The following is an 18188-nucleotide window of genomic DNA, read 5'->3' as shown; positions in this document are numbered from 1 at the left end:
AGGGTTGTGCTGGTATCAGTGTTGGTTAATAAGCTAGGGGCTAGAGTCTATGAGCTAGGGTCCATGAGCTAGTGTCTATGGAGCGGCATTATAACAGCATCTCCGAGCAATAGTTTAGCTCGGTGGCTAAACAAGCTCGCCATGGCCCGCTACCGAAGTGTTGGCCATGGCGAGTGACTATTATTGTGGCATAGTCGATTTAACAATGGCGCGCTCACTATGCAGCGCTCTGGCGGCGATTAGTGCAGGGTAGTCATCGAAGTTGTACATTTCACGAAGTTCAGCCCAGTCCATTAAGGCAATGAGCGCCATGGTGGCATAGTGCCAGTCTACAAAAGCCCTTTGCGCCGCTTGCTGGTTTAGCCACTGCAAGCTGTCAGGTATACGTTCGTGCTGTAGCTTAAATAGTAACACGTCGGCATCGGTTTTTAGCTCAGAGCGCTTGCCCATAAATAAAATCACTAAAGAGTCGGTTACGGCATCAATGGCGCTGACTAAATTATATTCTTGCAGGGATGGCTGAGCTAAACCCTGCTGTTGTAACAGATATTGATAAATGACATGAGAATCGAAGATGCTCTGGCCGTTGTCCACCAGTACCGGCAGTTTTTTAATAGGGCTAACCGCAGCATATTCTGCGCGCTCCTCATCGTTGAAAATATTCAGTGTTTTAAACTGGTATTCCGCTTGATCTAAAAATAGCCGTATGCGCCTCACAAAAGGTGAGGGTAGAGAGCCGTATAGTGTCATCGCCATAAAGATATTCCTGTTGCCACAAGCTGCTTAGTGCAGGAGGGGGAGTAAGGTTTATATTAAAAGGTAATCAAAAGTTGCTTTGTAGTGCTGTGCTTCTGGGGTTTAAATCGGCCGTTATTGCTAATAGGCCTTGTTATAGGGGCTATTGTATCTGCCTATCAAAACCATAGCTAAGATCAATTTCTATTATTGTTGCTGGCCAACTATCTTTCCCTACACACACGGCTAGGCTCAGTTCAATGTTGAGCTAGTGATAAAGGCTGGACATCGTCGTAGCGTCGAATCACATGGTCGAATTAGGTAACGATTAAGCACAATAAACTAAGGAGAGGCAGCATGAAAACACGCACCTTTATTATGGCGGCCGCTGTAACGGTAGCCCTATCACCGTTATGGATGTCTAGCGGGGCATATGCGCAGGGCCAAGCCAAGGCCAATAATTTTTGGTGGCCAGAGCAACTCAATCTGGCACCACTGCGCCAGCACGCCACGCAGTCTAATCCCTTAGGTGCAGATTTTAACTACGCCAAGGCCTTTAACGCGCTAGATATCAGTGCCGTAAAGCAGGATATTAAAGCGCTAATGACTGAGTCGCAGGATTGGTGGCCAGCAGACTATGGCCACTACGGCCCGTTCTTTATACGCATGGCCTGGCACAGTGCCGGTGTTTACCGGGTGGATGACGGCCGCGGCGGGGCCGCCGGTGGCCAACAACGTTTTGAACCACTCAATAGCTGGCCAGACAACGTCAATCTAGACAAGGCCCGTCGCCTATTGTGGCCCATCAAGCAAAAATATGGCCGCAGTATTTCCTGGGCCGACTTAATGGTGCTAACCGGCAATGTCGCGTTAGAGTCTATGGGCTTTAAAACCTTTGGTTTTGCTGGAGGACGGCATGATGATTGGGAGGCCGATTTAGTGTACTGGGGCCCCGAGCAAAAATTTATGGACGATAAGCGCTACAGCGGCGATAGAAAGTTAGAAAAGCCTTTGGCTGCCGTGCAAATGGGCTTGATCTACGTCAACCCCGAAGGCCCCAATGGCAACCCCGATCCATTATTAGCTGCTAAAGATATACGCGAAACCTTTGGCCGCATGGCCATGAACGATGAAGAAACCGTGGCCCTTATTGCCGGAGGCCATACCTTTGGTAAAGCCCATGGTGCTAAAAAACCCGAGGGCTGTGTAGGCGCTGAACCTGCCGCTGCCGCCATAGAGCAGCAAGGTTTTGGTTGGAAAAATAAATGCGGCAGTGGCAAAGCGGGCGATACCATTAGTAGCGGTTTAGAAGGCGCGTGGTCGATTAATCCCACGGCTTGGACCATGCAGTATTTAGATAATCTATTTGCCTATGAGTGGGTAAAAACCAAAAGCCCTGCAGGTGCCACCCAATGGATACCCGCCAATGGCCAAGGTAGCAATTTAGTGCCTGATGCGCACGATAAAACCAAACGTCATGCGCCTATTATGTTTACCACCGATTTGGCCTTGAAGTTTGACCCTAGCTATAAAGAAATCTCTCAGCGCTTTCACCAAGACCCTAAAGCATTCGAATTGGCGTTTGCTAAGGCGTGGTTCAAATTAACCCATAGAGATATGGGGCCACGGGCACGCTATATAGGTAAGGACGTACCCGCTGAAGTTTTATTATGGCAAGACCCAATCCCCGCGCTGGATCACAAACTGATTAACAGCAAAGATATTAAAAAGCTGAAGGCGAAATTATTGGATAGTGGTTTAAACCGTTCACAATTAATTAACACTGCTTGGGCCTCGGCGGCTAGCTTTCGCAATACCGATATGCGCGGTGGTGCTAACGGTGCCCGCATACGTCTTGCGCCGCAAAAAGATTGGGCGGTAAACAACCCCGCGCAATTGGCAACGGTATTGCAAACCTTGGGTGACATACAGCAGGCGTTTAACAGTAAGTCTGGCAGCAAGAAAGTATCGATGGCCGATTTGATTGTTTTGGGCGGTGCGGCGGCCATAGAACAAGCGGCCGAGCAAGCGGGTCACAAAGTTGCTGTGGCATTTACACCTGGCCGCATGGATGCCACACAGGCGAAAACTGACGTGGACTCCTTTGCAGCTTTAGAGCCTAAAGCGGATGCCTTTAGAAATTACTATAACAACGCCAGTCGCTTGTCACCGGCAGAAATGCTAGTAGACAAAGCCAATACCCTAGGCCTAAGCGTGCCCGAAATGACCGTGTTGGTAGGAGGTATGCGTGTGCTTAATGCCAATAGCCTGCAGTCGCAACAGGGCGTGTTAACCAACAACCCAGGAACGTTAAGTAATGACTTTTTTGTTAACTTATTGGATATGTCTACCCAGTGGCAAAAATCTAGCGAAGCCGAGGGGGTATACCAAGGTGTAGATAGAAAAACCGGCAAACTAAAATGGCAGGCGACACCGGTAGATTTAATTTTTGGTTCGCACTCAGAGTTACGTGCAGTCGCGGAAGTGTATGCTGCTAACGATGGCCAGAAAAAGTTTGTGCAAGATTTTATCGCCGCCTGGGTTAAGGTAATGCGTTTAGATCGCTTTGATTTAGAAACCTAAAGCGCTAAGGATAAGCCTAACAAGCCCGCTATCATTGCGGGCTTTTTTATAGGGGGTTGAGAATTCCTCCTGTACACGAATAGTGTTGATATTAAAAAAAGCTCTTAAAAATTCAGAATCATTACGGTCGACTAGTCTGAATCGATAATACTTATCATTCAATATGAAAGCCGAAAATAGCGTAAAAAGCCACTAGTTTCATCATGGTTTTTATACTAAATATGGTGATGAGTTCAGGGGAGTTATTAATCGCCTAAGTAAAGGTTGGACGGGGAGGGTGGGCATAGAGATAGCGGCTAGAGACCAGGAGCTAGTGGGGCGTAGATCCGGTAAGGTATACATTGAATATCAACCGGGCTGCAATACAGAGACACACTATGAACCTGTTCAGCGAGTTTGGCGTGGGTATGACAAAATAGAGCTTAAGTGCCCATACTTCCATCATTTATACGGTATAGTTTTACTGCCTCTTCCAGATTTGGTCATTTTGTTGTTGTAATATATGTCTTCGATCTAGCCTTTAAAGCTTATATTTATCTTAATAATCGTGCATTGACTGCGCTATCACTGGAACGTTGGCAAAGGATGCGCCCAAGCATCAGTATGAGTAGTCGAATAGCTATCGCTTTCGTGGTTTGGTTTTTACAGGATTTATAATCGTAGCCGACCTGAATAACCCTTGGGGCGGTGTTATTACCTGTGCCGGCTGCTGAGTGGTGATTGCCTCGTTGACGCCTGCTTGTATTATAGGCTGTAACCGCGCAATTGTTATTGTCGGTAAAGCTGACGTGAATAACCTAGGGGGGATGCACATGATGCGGCCATTGTTCTGCTCGGTATTAACCCCTATTGTTGGCGGGGGCTGCACAGCAGTACTTTTGTGTAGGTGGCTAATTTGAGTTCCTAGATGATAGTTTGCAGCGCAAACAGTGTTCTACCAAGCCTTTTTCATTATATTCAGTGTTTCAATTAGCTTAATCGCAGTTTCTCGTGCTTTTGTTAGAAAGAGACGTTTTAGTTTGTTTTTACATGCAAGCTAAGCAGGCATATGCTGCTAGACTAAGTATTAGTTTAGCTAATTGTGCTGCGTAACACAGCGGATGGTGTTAATAGCTTGAGATATTACTAATATTATGGCCAATCCGAAAATAGCCTCCGTGGCTACTGCATTATTTTTCAGTCTTATGATTTTGCTTAATAGCACGCTAGTACTTGCTGAGCAAAAGCGTGTGTTAGTACTCAACTCCTACCACGAAGGCTTTCATTGGACAGATAGAATAATGGCAGGTGTAAAGTCCGTGTTTAATGAACACGGTGATGTTGAGCTATTTATCAGCTATATGGATACCAAGCGCCGTGCCGGTGATGAATATTTTAAGCAGCTACGCGATCTGTATAAGCTCAAATATGAGTTCGTCAAGTTTGATGCGATTATTTCTTCTGATGATCATGCTCTAGATTTTTTACTTAAATACCGCGACGAACTCTTTCCCGGTACCCCCGTTGTATTCTCGGCCTTAAATGACTTTAGCCCTAGCCGCATTGCCGGCCACCAAGGATATACTGGCGTTTATGAATCTTACGATGTGTCAGGCACCATAGAACTAATGTTGAAAATGCATCCTAAGACAACAAGCATATCGGCAATTACCGATGGTAGTCGTTCGGGTGATATTTACAAAAATCTGATTGAGCAGGCTGGAGAAAAGTTTTCCAATAGGGTAACAATTAATTATTTAAATAATTTAAATCCAGAAGGTTTAAGACGAAAACTCAATAATCTTACCGATAATTCCTTGGTGTTATGGGCTATTTATTTACGGTCGCCTACCGGTGATATCATATCGGTTAAAGATAGCGTCAAACTTGTCAGCTTGGCTAGCCGATTTCCTACTTACTGTGTTTGGGATGTTGTAGGTTACGGTGTTGTAGGCGGTAAAATTACCGACCCTAATTATCAGGGTGAAACAGCAGCACAAATGGCTTCGAAAATTATTGAAGGTAAAGCCCCAAGTGAACTAGCTGTGGCCGGTAGCCCCTTAGTTAATATTTTCGATTATGGGGCCATGAAGCGGTTTGGTATAGACGTTGATCAAGTGCCAGAAGATAGCATCATTATGAATAAACCCAACAGATTTTATGAGTTGTATAAACGCTATGTTTGGGGTTATACACTGATAACCTTGTTATTAATTATCATTATTATCTTTTTGATAATTACTATAGTACTAAAACGTAAAAGTCATCAATATCACGGTATGGCCATGCGCGATCAATTAACGGGTCTTTATAACCGCCATTACCTGCAAGAAGTATCGGCTCAGAAATTATCGTTATCCTTACGTTATCAACACCCGCTGTGCTTATTAATGATTGATATCGATTACTTCAAAGATGTCAATGATACGCATGGCCATATAATAGGTGACAAAGTTTTACAAAAAATTTCCAAGCTGTTAGTTGAACAAAGCCGCTCTGAAGATGTTGTGGCAAGGTTTGGTGGCGAAGAGTTTGTTGTGTTACTTGATTATTGTGCTTTGGGCGAGGCAAAAGAAAAGGCCGAACGCATTCGTAAATATGTTTTTGCATTAAACCCTAATGGTATCAATGTGTCTGTGAGTATCGGTGTTACTGAACTTAGAGCGGCTGAAAGTAAATTATCTGAAATGCTAGCCAGAGCAGATTTGGCAGTCTATCAAGCGAAAGAAAATGGGCGAAATTGTGTGGTTGTTATCTAATGAAAAGTAGGGTGTTAGGCGCCATTGGGGAAAATTAAAATGGCAGGAAACACCCGTAGATTTAATTTTGGATAGCTCTCAGAGCTACGTGCAGTAGCGGAAGTGTATACTGCTAACGATGGCCAGAAAAAGTTTGTGCAAGATTTTATCGCCGCCTGGGTTAAGGTTATGCGTTTAGATCGCTTTGATTTAGAAACATAAGCGCTAAGGTTACAACGAAAAATCCCGCAATCACGGCGGGCTTTTTTGTTATTGGGTGCGGGGTATGGGTTTTATAAATGCTTAGTGTTACCTCTATCTTGTCGTTCCGACCTTGAGCCTGCACCCATGGTGTTAGGTAGTTATTAAAGATTAGTGTTTTAATTTTAGCGGTAGATGTGCGTTAGCTTTAATAGTTGGATACCGGCGCGGTGGCCGGTATGACATGGTGGCGTGCGATAGTGAGAAAGTGGCTTTTATACGTTGTGAGCATCAATTTCAGTCTGTCGTGCCGGCCTTGAGCCGGTACCCATAGTGCTAGATGATGTTTAAGCTATAGTGTTTTTCGTTTAGTAGCAAAATTTTAGGATAGCTCTCTTACTATTACTCTAGGGCTGGATAATATTTTGTCTTATGGAGAACTGTTGCTGCTGGGAAATGCTGTTGTGATAATACTGCAGGGCTATGGGCTCGTGTAACAAGCTAGTGAAGAGTAAGGTGCGCTACTGGTTTAATGAAAAAATAAAGGCCCCTATGGATAACACTGCTCAGGCTGATCACACAGCCACAAATGTATTTGATGATAAACGTTCTATAGTCTATGCATTATTTTTAGCCTTGGTGGGTTATGCGGTGATGGTGGCTATCCCGGTTATTAGTACCGCCTGGGTTAACATGTTAGGTTTTACCGAAGAACAGGTAGGTAGGGTAGCTGGGGCCGACTTGTTGGGCTTATCCCTAGGTGCCGTGCTCACTTCCGTGTTAGTCGCCAAAGTGAATCGCAAAGGTTTAACTTTAGTAGGCTTGCTCATATCCATAGTGGCTAACGGCTTGTGCATAGTAGTGGTCGATTACGAACAAACGTTATGGTTGCGCTTGGTAGCAGGCTTTGCCAGCGGCATTTTTACCGCAACCGCCATTGTGACCTTGGGTGGGGTAAGTAAGCCGGTACGCGCTTTTAACCTATTATTGTTAGCCTTTGCTTTTTCAACGGCCATAGAGCTACATTTTTTACCGAAATTAAGCATGTCCGGCATCTACTGGTTTTTTATCAGCTTAAGCGTGGTGTGTGTTTTATTTTTACACTGGCTGCCCAGTAGGCCGCAGAGTGAAGCCGAGCTGGCCATGCAAGAGGCTGCAGCCGCGGAAGAAGAAGGGGTAGAAAACTGGCAGGTGCCTAAATTTATCCCTTTCGCCTGCTTGTTTGCGATAGCACTTACCTATGTCAATATTGGCGGCTACTTTACCTATATAGAATTGGCCGCTCATGCCGATGGCGTTGCTAAAGAGTGGGTAGGCCCAGTGTTAACCTGGTCGTCTTTGTTTACCATTGTGGGTTGTGTGCTAGCCGCCATGTGTGGCCGCTTAGGGTTGTTTAAGCCCTTATTTATCGCCTATGTACTCATGGCTACGGCGGTACTGATGTTAGGTGGCGGTATTACCAATACCAAGATAGCGGTGAGTTTGTTTATCTTTATGGCCATGTGGACCTTTGGTGATATTTTTCAATACGCGATGATAGCGCATATGGATAAGCGCGGTACCTATATAGCCTTAGTGCCCAGCGTGCAGGGCTTTGGCCAGTTTATAGGCCCCAATATCGCCGCCTCAATTATAGGCGCGGGGCTGGGTTATAACGCAGTGTTTATCGTCTGCGGCCTAACAGCTTTACTAGCGTTACTGGTGTATGTGGGTATATTTATTTATATGCACAGGCGTAAGCTTGCGCATAATGAGGCTGTTAAAACGGCATAGCTGTTTTCTGAAAAAAAGAAGGATAGAGTTATATAAGAATGGATTCGGGCGAGGAGTTTGTTAAACCAATAAAGGGGCTGCGGCCCCTTTTTTATTAAACGGCGTTGTTACCTTGGTGGCTATATTAACTAAAAATAACAAACTCATCATCGTTGTTGAGTACATTATCTCCAATTAGGTCTTCTATAGGGCTATCACCATTAAGTGCGAGGTAGGCGGCCATAGAGAGCACTAGGTCGCCATTGTCATCTTCAAAAAGAACATTGTCATCCGTAATAGCTTTGCGCAGTTTCTTGCGTTGGTTGTGGGATAGGGCTATTTCTTGCACGCTCATGGTTGACCTTCTAATTGAGTGATAAATAATACTGAGGTATAGCGGGTACTATTTTAGCGCATTAGCGCTGCAAAGTAGCCCCCCCTTTTGTTTTTGTGGAGAAGGCGAGCAAGAGTAGGGGATTGGGGAGGAGATATACGATAGTTGAGCAGCTGCTGGCTACAGCAGCTCAGCCACAATCTGCTTTAATAAAAAGGTCTCTCGTTCTATCGATAGGCCTTTTTTGTCACTAGTCGCCATAGTGGTTTCATTATGGCTAATCGCTTCATGGATGTTGATCCATAGGGGCTGCATGCCATTGCTAATCTCATGGGCCTCAAAGCTGGGAGCCAGCAACTCTGCATCAATATCACAGGTATAGCAGTAAGACTGCATATGGATGATGTTGGCATCGTCTTTATACCAGGGCCTAAACTCCTCATACCGGCCGAATTCCTCAATATTGCTAATGTTTTGCGCGCCGGTTTCTTCGGTTAATTCACGTATTAAACCGGCAATAGCATCTTCCCCTTCGTCTATACCACCGCCCGGTAGGCTGTAGTCGTGATAGCGTTGGGTGTATAGCAGCAGTATGTTATGGCCGTCTAGCACTATGGCTCGGCTGGCCTTGCGGCTAATGTGCTTACTATCAATAGTCGATATGGCAGGGTGAACCGTGGATTTTAATAAACGCATAAAAATGAATAATGTGGCTAGGGTTTGATAAGGGGGATTAATGATACCAAGTTTTCGCCGCCACGGTTTATACTAGGTTATTAGTAAGGCTCACCAATACAGCACTTAATAGCACAGGTTAAGAATACATGATTAATTTTGACACTATCCCCACCGATGGCGACCCCCAGCAACTGATTAACAGTATTAACCATACTAGGCGTCAGCATGATAGCAAAACGCTGCTAGCCATGATGGAAAAAGTCAGTGGTGAAAAAGCCGTGCTATGGGCGGGTGATGTGATTGGTTTTGGCCGTTATCACTATACCTATAAAACCGGCCGCCAAGGTTATTGGCCGCTAATATCATTTACCCCCAGCCTACAAAGCTTAATGATTAATGTTATGACCGGGTTTACCGATTATGAGGCGCAGTTGAAGAATATAGGTAAAGCCAAGCTCACCGAAAATGCCATGATTCTTTATACCTTGAGTGATGTTAACCGCTTAGTGCTTGAGAACTTCTTGCAAAAGGTTTTTGATGATATGCAGGCTAAGCATAATAATGCTTAGGAGCGAGGCTAAAGCCTAAGGAGGGGTAGGTTTACTTTTGCTTCACTCCTTTATGTGAAATGTAGCGTTGCCACGTAGCTTCCCCTCTTAGCTGTTTCCCTTGGGCTATATTGATGCGTTTGTAGGTTGTTGCCCCTTGTGTTTGATATGGAATAACCCCAGCAGTAGCAAGCCAATAATCGCCGCGCCAACACCAATAGCTTGTGCCAAGTCGGCAGATAAATTTAATCCTATAGCCGCTGTCGAGATATATGACAGGGTTACGCTGGTCGTAATCACCGCGGGTACACTGGCGACCCAGTGGAAGGTACCTCGGTCAAATAAGTATTTAGTGGCCAGCCACAACACGCTGGTCGATAGCAACATATTAGAAAAAGCGAAATAACGCCAAATTACCGTGAAATCCAGCTTAGTCATAAAGTAAGCAATGGTAAGAATAGGTAATGCCAGTAACAAGCGATTACGCGCACTCTGTGGAATATTAAAGGCGTCGACTAGGGTCAGGCGCAGCGAGCGAAAGGCCGTATCCCCTGAGGTAATTGGAAATACCGCCACGGCAATAATCGCCATAATACCGCCCAATACACCTAAGTAGCTGCTGGCGATATGATTAACCACTAAACCAGGCCCACCTTGGGCTAGCATGGCTTTAAGTTCAATATAGCCATCAGGAAAGGCGGCTATCCCTGCAAGGGCCCATACACAAGCGACTAGCCCTTCGCATATCATGGCACCGTAGTATACCGGCCGCACATATTTTTCATTGCTTAGGCAACGGGTAATAATTGGCGCCTGGGTGGAGTGAAAGCCACTTATTGCGCCACAGGTAATCGTAATAAACAGCAACGGCCAGGTGGGTAAGCCGTCAGGGTTGGCTTGTAAAATATCGTGGCTATGATCAGCGCTAAAATAAGCGAAAAAATCGCCGGTTACCGGCAAGTGGGGTGCGTTAATCAAGAGTGATATGGCAATAAGCGTGGTCATCACTATCATCAGCAAACCAAAAACGGGGTAAAATTTAGTGATTATTTTATCTATGGGTAATAGCGTGGCAAAAAAGTAGTACGCTAAAATAACCAACACCCAAAAGGTATTGTTGGCAAAAAACGTATCTTGAAAATACGACAGGTTACTCAGTAAACCAGCGGGGCTCATAATAAATACCACACCTACAAAAAACAGCAGCATGGCGGTAAATATCAGCATAAAACCTTTAAACACCACGTTGTAATAGTGGCCAGCTATTTCCGGTAAGCTTTTACCGTCTTCCTTGATGCTCATCACCCCAGAAAAATAATCGTGTACGGCGCCACCCAATACATTCCCTAATACTATCCACACAAGTGCGATAGGGCCATATAAGGCACCTAATATGGGACCGAAAATTGGCCCCACCCCGGCAATGTTTAAAAACTGGATCAAGAAGGCTTTAACTGGGTGTATGGCCACATAATCGACCCCTTCGGCAAAGCGGATTTGCGGAGTCTCGGCAAGGGGGTCGATCCCAGCCTGCTTTTCAACGAAAGGGCTGTAAAATTTGTAACCAAGGGCCAGCACGCTAATACAGATAATAAAGATGAGCATATGTAGGTTTTCTCAGTGTGAAATAGGTGAACGTGAGCAGGGTGAGATACAGCAGCGCTATCTTATTGTGCACTGAGTTAGCATCAAATAATGGTAATGGCCAAACGCCGATAGATTAAAGGCATTTTGGCGTAATAACAAACCATTAATATAATGGCCAGCATTGCCAATTATCGGGTGTAGTTGAGCAATACAGCTAATGCTTGATTCACCGGGAGTGCCAAGATTGTTTATATTGAATGATTTTCGTTTTGTGGTGTTTGGAAATTTTTTTGAAAAGGATTTTTTATGATATTAAGGTTAGGGCTAATAATGGCTAGGAAGGGTGGTTAGGATTACTATGACATTACAGGGCTGTATAAAAAACAATCGTTACGAGCCCTTAACAATAATAATTTTTATTCCTAGCGCCGCCTTTCCGCCCAGCAAGGCGGAACGGCAGCCTCAAAGGCTAATTATAAAAATACAGTAGCCCAAACAAAAAAACTTGTGGAAACGGGCTCAGCTCCAAAGTGCCACTTCAGCTAACAGCTACTAAGAAATAACCCCAGTAACCCTAGCCCGCTTACTCCCCGCGGCAATAGGGTTAGCCAATCTAGCCTGCCTACGTTTAATATTCGTATCTATCACGTTCTTAGCCGCAATCAATAAACCGGTAAAAATAAACGCGCCGGGTGGTAATATGGCCACTAAAAACTGGCGGTAGTCATTAAATAAAATAATCTTCCATTCGCTAGCCGCTGCACCAAACAGTAAATCCATATTGGCAAAAATAGCGCCGGTGCCTATCACTTCGCGCAGGGCACCCAGCAATACCAAAATAATACTAAAGCCTAGCCCCATCATTAAACCATCTAATAACGCGGGGGCTACTGGGTTTTTACTGGCAAAGGCGTCGGCGCGGCCTAGTATTACGCAGTTGGTGGTGATTAGCGGTAAGAAGATGCCCAGTATTTGAAATAGCTCGTAGGCGTAGGCTTGCATCAATAGCTCTATGCAGGTTACCGCCATGGCGATAATCATCACAAAGGCGGGCAGGCGTATGGCGTTAGAGGTGATGTTGCGGATTAGCGACACACACACGTTAGAGGTGACTAACACGAAGGTGGTGGCCAAGCCCATGCCTATGCCGTTAATTACTGTGCCGGTTACCGCTAGCAGCGGGCATAAACCTAACAGCTGTACGATGGCGGGGTTGTTCTTCCACAGGCCGTTAAAGGATATTTCCTTATAGTTGGCGCTGGGCTTGCTGCCTGCATTATCGCTGGCAGGGCTGTTGGTGTCGTTATTACTATCGGCGTTGGCCATTACGGTTGCTCGCTGGTTGCTGTGTTGGTTAGGCTGTTGGCGGCGGGGGCAAAAAGCGCCGCTTGGTTGGCGGAAAAATACTGTAGTGCTTTTTTGACGGCGTTGGTCACAGCCCGTGGAGTAATAGTCGCGCCGGTGAATTGGTCTATGTCGCCGCCTTCTTTTTTAACGCGCCAGTCGGTGTTGGCTAAGCTTTTGCCATTAAAGCTTAATACCCAGTCGCTCTTTTTTAAATCTATGGCATCGCCTAATCCCGGTGTTTCGCGGTGCGATAACACGCGCACGCCGGCAACGCTGCCATCCACGTTTACCCCTACGATTAAATTAATATCACCGGTGTAACCATCGCGGGCGGTGGCGGGAATAATGGCGGCCACGTTGTCGCCATCTAGGGTGGCGATAAACACGCGACTGGCCTCACGTAGGCCCAGCTTGGGTACATCGTTCACCGGCTTGCTGTGGTCTAACAGGCTGTTGTTGTGGCGATGGTCGGGCACAATTTCTTGCAAGGCTTTTTGTTGTGCTTGCCGTATATTGTTTTTAATTTGTTGCTGGGTACTGAGGTAAGTACCGGCAATGACAAAGGTGGTGGCCAGGGCAAAGGCTGCTAACAATAGAGCGTTTTTACTAATGGATTTTTGTAGCATTAGTTGCCCTCCTCATTAGATGATGGTTGTTTTGCTTTGTGGCCATAGGTGCGTGGCTGGGTGTAGTAATCAATAAAGGGCGCGGCAAAGTTCATTAACAATACCGCAAAGGCCAGTGCGTCGGGGTAGTTACCCCAGGCGCGTATCACAAATAATAACAGGCCTATTAAGGCGCCATATACTAGGCGGCCACGGTTAGACACCGCCGAGGTAACGGGGTCGGTAATAATAAAAAAGGCACCAAACATGGTGGCACCGCTGAGTAAGTGAAACAGCGGTGAGCCTTTAGAGGCGGAGCTGCCACCGTCGTAAAAAAACAATGAGCAAAAGGCCAAGCTGCTTAACATCGCCACCGGCGCATGCCAGGTAAACACGCGTTTATATAATAGGAAGCAACCACCGGCTAAAAAGCCTAGGTTTACCCATTCCCAACCTAAACCCGCCCAGCGGCCAAAGCCTGTGTTGTTGGCAAACAGGTCGGCGACTAGCTCGCTGTTGTTGTTTTTTAATACATCCAGCGGTGTGGCCATGGTGTGGCCATCAATAGCTGTGCCGGTAAACGCATGCTGTAAGGCCGCGAGTAAATTGGGTTGCTCGTTGCTGAGCGCCCCAAAGGGTGCAGCCCATTGTGTCATCTCAACCGGAAAGGAAATTAACAACACCACGTAACCCACCATGGCGGGGTTAAAGGGGTTGTAGCCCATGCCACCGTAGAGTTGTTTGGCGATAACAATGGAGAAAAAGATGCCGATGGCGATTAACCAATAAGGCGAATAAGGCGGCAGGGCGATGGCCAGCAATACGGCGGTAACCACGGCGCTGTAATCCTGTAGGTAAAAACCTAGCGGGCGTTGGCGCAGTTTTAAAACCAGCGCTTCAAAAGCTATAGCTAAAGGTAGCGCGATGACTAAGTTAGTTAGCGTGCCCCAGCCAAAAAAATGGGTGAGCGCAAGCAGGCCGGGTAGGGTGGCCAGTAACACCAGTTGCATCACATCAGCTGTGCTTAAGGGCCGGTGAGTGTGCGGTGATGAGACATTTAATAACGCCATTTAATTTGCCTCGTCTGTTGGTGTTGCTGCGGGGTTTGTTGCAGCTGTTTCTGACGTCGCCGTGGCGATTGCTTGCTCTGCTGCGGCGACCTTGGCAGCTTTTTTAGCTTTGGCGCGGGCGATAGCGGCTTGCACTGGGTCTAGCTCTTGCTCGCCACCGGTTTGGGCGGCGGCAAGTTTGGCCTTGGCGGCAGCTTGGCGGGCGGCGCGTTTGTCGGCTTTCTCTTGCTCCTCACGTTCTAGCCTTTGTTGCCTGGCTTCAAAGCGGACTTTGGATTGCTCGGCTTTGTGCATTTCGGCTTTGTGCTCGCGTATATCAGCTTTGGAAGCGCGGTAGTATTGCACCAGCGGAATGGTGCTGGGGCATACATAAGAGCAAGCGCCGCACTCTATGCAGTCGAACAGGTTTAGCTCTTCTAGCTTGTCATATTCTTTACTGCGGGCGTACCAATACAATTGCTGGGGTAACAAAGAGGCGGGGCAGGCTTCGGCACACATGCCGCAACGTATACAGGCTTGCGCCGGTGGCGGTGTGGGTAGCTCGGCCTCGCTGGCGGCCAGCAGGCAGTTAGTGGCTTTGATTATTGGCACACTGGTGTCGGTAAGGGTAAAGCCCATCATGGGGCCGCCCATCACTAAACGGTGGCAGGCATCGGCATCAAAACCTGCTTGTGCCAGCACATGGGCTATAGGGCTGCCGATTAAAACCTCAACGTTTTGTGGCTGCGCGCAGGCCTGGCCGGTGACGGTGGTGATGCGGCTGATTAGCGGTTTACCCAAGACGATAGCGTCATGGATGGCGGCAACGGTGCCCACGTTTTGGCACACTATGCCTACGTCGGCGGGCAAGCCGCCGCTGGGCACTTCCCGGCCAGTTAAAGTTTGTATCAACTGTTTCTCGCCACCGGAGGGGTATTTACCCTCAAAACTCACCACGGTGATGTTGCTGGCCCCAGGCTCAGACCCAGCCTCGGCTATGGCAGCTTCTAGTGCGGCTATGGCTTCGGGCTTGTTGTTTTCTACGCCTATTAAGGTGGACGTGCTGGGCTTAATAATATGCTGCAGTATTTGTATGCCGCTGATGACTTGCTGGGCACGCTCGCGCATTAATACGTCGTCGGCGGTGATGTAGGGCTCGCACTCGGTGCCATTGATGATGAGGGTGTCTATGGCCTTGTTAAGGCTGGCTTGGGTATCGGAGGTAATTAGTTTTACCGCCGTGGGAAAGCCCGCACCGCCTAAGCCGGTAATGCCCGCTAGCCGTATTTGCGCTATCAAGTCGCTGGGCGCTAGTAGTCTAAAATCCTCGCAGCCCTGTAATGCGCACCAGTTATCCTCACCATCGGTTTTTATCACTATGCAGTTATCTTGCATGCCCGAGGCGTGGGGGATGGCGCGCGGCTCTATAGCGATAACATCGCCCGAGCTGGGCGCATGGATATAAGCACTAATGTTACCGTTGGCTTTAGCTATGCACTGGCCTTTTAATACTTTATCGCCCACGGCAACAATCGCTTTGGCAGGTGCGCCAATGTGTTGCGATAGGGGCAGCACTAACTCTGTTGGTAGGCTGGCCTGTTGTATGGGGCCGCCGGTAGATTGGCTTTTGTTTTGTGGTGGGTGTACGCCGCCCGGTGTGGGGTAGGTTTTAGGTTTGTTGTTGGATAGGGTGTTGGATAGCGTGTGGCTCATACGCTGGCCTCCGGCTCGCGGTCGGTGGCGATGATGCTGGCGCGGTTAAGCCGCTCTTCCGGTGAGGGGGGTAATTGCCAGCTCCAGCTTTGCACGGTGGTTTGTATGGGAAGCATATCTATACAGTCTACTGGGCAAGGCTCTACGCATAAGTCGCAACCGGTACATTCATCGGCGATCACGGTGTGCATTTGTTTAGCAGCACCCAAAATGGCATCCACGGGGCAGGCCTGTATGCACTTGGTGCAACCTATGCACTCGTCTTCGCGTACATAGGCGATTTTTTTAACGTCTTCGGCGCCGTGCTCGGCATCTAGTGGTAGCGGCTCTACATCTAACAGGTTAGCCAAGTCGTGTATGGTGGTTTCGCCGCCGGGCGGGCATTTGTTAATGGCTTCGCCATTGGCTATGGCCTCGGCATAGGGGCGGCAACCGGGGTAGCTGCACTGGCCACATTGAGTTTGCGGCAGCAGCGCTTCTATTTGATCGATTATAGGGTTGCCTTCGGTTTTAAAACGAATAGCGGCAAAGCCTAATAAGGCGCCAAAGGGTATGCTTAGGGCAACCAAGGCGGCCACGGCGGTGAGTAGTGGGTATTGGCTGATTAACTCTATCATTACACCAACCCAGCAAAGCCCATAAAGGCCAGCGACATTAAGCCAGCAGTAATCATACCGATGGCGGCACCTTTAAACGGCGTGGGCACATCGGCGGCGGCTAAGCGCTCGCGCATGGCGGCAAATAACACCAACACTAACGAGAAGCCAGCAGCGGCACCAAAGCCATACAAGGCTGACTCCATAAAGCTGTGGCTTTTGTTGATGTTTAATAAGGCTACACCTAGCACCGCGCAGTTGGTGGTGATGAGTGGTAAAAATACCCCCAGCACTTTGTAGAGCAGCGGACTGGTTTTGCGCACCACCATTTCGGTGAACTGTACCACTACGGCGATTACTAAAATAAAGGAGATGGTGCGCAGGTATTCTAAACCCAGTGGCACTAGCAGCCATTGGTAGGTTAACCAGCTGCAGATGGAGGCTAGGGTGAGCACGAAGGTGGTGGCGCTGGACATACCTATGGCAGTTTCCAGTTTGTTGGACACGCCCATAAAGGGGCATAGCCCTAAAAACTGTACCAGTACGAAGTTGTTAACTAGTACGGCGCTGATGAGTAGTAGTGCGTAGTCGGCTAGCATGGTTTTGTCATACCGGACTTGATCCGGTATCTGCGTTCCTTTTTCTGGATTCCGGCTTTCGCCGGAATGACGTGTTGGTGTGTTTGTCATGCTGGGTCTGACCCAGCATTTATGGTGTTGCTTGTGTTTTTGTCATGCAGGAGTTGATCCGGTATTTATGTTTTTGCTCTTGTTTGTTTCTGGTTGATCTTTTTTAGCTAAGCATTTTTTTCGCCTTGCTAGGCGAGTGACTTTTCTTTGCGTGGCCAAAGAAAAGTAACCAAAAGAAAGGCCACCCCTAATCCATCGTCGGCTGCGCCGATACCCTGCGCTACTCGATTTTTAACGGTCGTTCCGGAACTCGCATTTTTTGATACTTAATCAAAAAATACTCAGACATCCGTCACTACTTCGCCCCGTTAAAAATCTCCGTTGCTCGGCGATTCCCAAGGGGAAGTCGGGTGCTCCGTAGGACGTTTTGTTTGTGCCGTTTTGTGTTGGCTGGATCCTCGTGTTCGTTGGGATGACAGTTGGTAATTACTTTGTTGGTTCTTTCTTTCTTTGAGTAAAGGAACCATATCATACGCAAGCTTAGCTACGAAGCGCCCTTTAGACCTATTGCTAAGGGAAGATCGGTTGCTGTGTAGAGTGTTTTCTCCACTCTTGTTTTCTGGACCCCGGCGTCCGCCGGGATGACAGGGTATGCATTTTAATTGTCCGCTAATGACTTCTTGTAACCAGCCCTTCATTACCTCCATTATCTGCTACGAAGCACCCAATCTCCCCTTGGGAATCGCCGAGCAACGGAGGAAAGCTACGGCACGTAGTAGCGAGGACTGTCAGATTCATAAATGCTTATGCATTTATTCACCCTGCGGGCGCCTTTTATACTGCAGGCGTCCAAATTTCCCCCTAGGCGAAATTTGTGAGTGCAAAAACGATTGAGTATCGTTTTTTGTGCGAGTTCCGCAGCGGCCGTAAGTTTTTGATTCAAATACGCTAAGGCGTATTTTCACCCTTCGGGCGCCATTATGAAACTGGCGTCCAAATTCCGCCTTAAGCGAAATTTGTGAGTAGCACAGGGCACCCGCGTAGCGGGCGATGGACTAGGGGGGCCGTTTTCTTTGGATACTTTCTTTGATTCAAAAATGCTCTTCGCACTTTT

14 protein-coding genes and 1 pseudogene are annotated in these 18188 nt (G+C 47.5%); 5 read left to right on the top strand and 10 right to left on the bottom strand.

Annotated features, from left to right (window positions below; translation table 11 throughout):
* Window positions 1–180: 180 nt before the first annotated feature.
* Window positions 181–756: a glutathione S-transferase family protein gene (locus tag B067_RS0113310; protein ID WP_019530577.1), complete on the bottom strand. Its 576-nt coding sequence runs from the start codon at window positions 754–756 to the stop codon at window positions 181–183.
* Between the two features lie 336 nt (window positions 757–1092).
* Between B067_RS0113310 and katG the strand changes: the two genes are divergently transcribed.
* The 4 genes and pseudogenes from katG to B067_RS0113290 all read left to right on the top strand — a co-directional run bounded on the left by katG (window position 1093) and on the right by B067_RS0113290 (window position 8009).
* Complete coding sequence (katG, locus tag B067_RS0113305) at window positions 1093–3318, top strand: catalase/peroxidase HPI (RefSeq protein WP_019530576.1); 2226 nt, start codon at window positions 1093–1095, stop codon at window positions 3316–3318.
* A gap of 1157 nt (window positions 3319–4475) precedes the next feature.
* Window positions 4476–6056 (top strand): diguanylate cyclase, encoded by a 1581-nt coding sequence (locus tag B067_RS0113300; RefSeq protein WP_169335576.1) that lies wholly within the window; start codon window positions 4476–4478, stop codon window positions 6054–6056.
* Window positions 6057–6066: 10 nt separating this feature from the next.
* Window positions 6067–6257: pseudogene (locus B067_RS22360) on the top strand (hypothetical protein); the annotation flags it as partial.
* A 531-nt stretch (window positions 6258–6788) separates the two neighbouring features.
* Window positions 6789–8009, top strand: a complete 1221-nt coding sequence (locus B067_RS0113290; RefSeq protein WP_026244647.1) for an MFS transporter — start codon at window positions 6789–6791, stop codon at window positions 8007–8009.
* Between the two features lie 124 nt (window positions 8010–8133).
* Here the strand turns inward: B067_RS0113290 and B067_RS0113285 are convergent, their stop codons facing one another.
* Both B067_RS0113285 and B067_RS0113280 read right to left on the bottom strand, forming a co-directional pair.
* Window positions 8134–8343 (bottom strand): hypothetical protein, encoded by a 210-nt coding sequence (locus tag B067_RS0113285; protein WP_019530572.1) that lies wholly within the window; start codon window positions 8341–8343, stop codon window positions 8134–8136.
* 159 nt (window positions 8344–8502) lie between these two features.
* Window positions 8503–9018: an NUDIX domain-containing protein gene (locus tag B067_RS0113280; protein ID WP_019530571.1), complete on the bottom strand. Its 516-nt coding sequence runs from the start codon at window positions 9016–9018 to the stop codon at window positions 8503–8505.
* A gap of 128 nt (window positions 9019–9146) precedes the next feature.
* On the opposite strand from B067_RS0113280, the gene B067_RS20470 reads away from it, so the two are divergent.
* Window positions 9147–9569, top strand: a complete 423-nt coding sequence (locus B067_RS20470) for a hypothetical protein (RefSeq protein ID WP_019530570.1) — start codon at window positions 9147–9149, stop codon at window positions 9567–9569.
* 105 nt (window positions 9570–9674) lie between these two features.
* Here the strand turns inward: B067_RS20470 and B067_RS0113270 are convergent, their stop codons facing one another.
* From B067_RS0113270 to rsxA, 7 genes are all read right to left on the bottom strand, one after another.
* Window positions 9675–11153, bottom strand: coding sequence for a carbon starvation CstA family protein (locus B067_RS0113270; protein WP_019530569.1), 1479 nt, complete (start codon window positions 11151–11153; stop codon window positions 9675–9677).
* Window positions 11154–11687: 534 nt separating this feature from the next.
* A complete protein-coding gene (locus B067_RS0113255) occupies window positions 11688–12461 on the bottom strand; it encodes an electron transport complex subunit E (RefSeq protein WP_019530567.1) in 774 nt (257 codons plus the stop codon).
* Entirely contained in the window at window positions 12461–13108 is a 648-nt protein-coding gene (rsxG, locus tag B067_RS0113250; RefSeq protein ID WP_019530566.1) for an electron transport complex subunit RsxG, read from the bottom strand. Before rsxG ends, B067_RS0113255 begins: the two co-directional genes overlap by 1 nt.
* Entirely contained in the window at window positions 13108–14157 is a 1050-nt protein-coding gene (gene rsxD, locus B067_RS0113245) for an electron transport complex subunit RsxD (RefSeq protein ID WP_019530565.1), read from the bottom strand. Before rsxD ends, rsxG begins: the two co-directional genes overlap by 1 nt.
* A complete protein-coding gene (gene rsxC, locus B067_RS0113240; RefSeq protein WP_019530564.1) occupies window positions 14158–15849 on the bottom strand; it encodes an electron transport complex subunit RsxC in 1692 nt (563 codons plus the stop codon).
* Window positions 15846–16466 carry an electron transport complex subunit RsxB gene (gene rsxB / locus B067_RS0113235; protein ID WP_019530563.1) on the bottom strand — a complete coding sequence of 207 codons (621 nt, stop codon included), beginning with the start codon at window positions 16464–16466 and terminating at the stop codon, window positions 15846–15848. The genes rsxC and rsxB overlap by 4 nt, the downstream gene beginning before the upstream one ends.
* The gene (rsxA, locus tag B067_RS0113230) at window positions 16466–17044 is read right to left on the bottom strand and encodes an electron transport complex subunit RsxA (RefSeq protein WP_019530562.1); all 579 of its coding nucleotides are present in this window, start codon (window positions 17042–17044) and stop codon (window positions 16466–16468) included. Before rsxA ends, rsxB begins: the two co-directional genes overlap by 1 nt.
* Between the last annotated feature and the right edge of the window lie 1144 nt (window positions 17045–18188).

Origin of the sequence: Dasania marina DSM 21967 (assembly GCF_000373485.1) — a bacterium.
Classification (GTDB): domain Bacteria; phylum Pseudomonadota; class Gammaproteobacteria; order Pseudomonadales; family Dasaniaceae; genus Dasania; species Dasania marina.
This window is presented reverse-complemented; position numbering and strand designations above follow the sequence as displayed.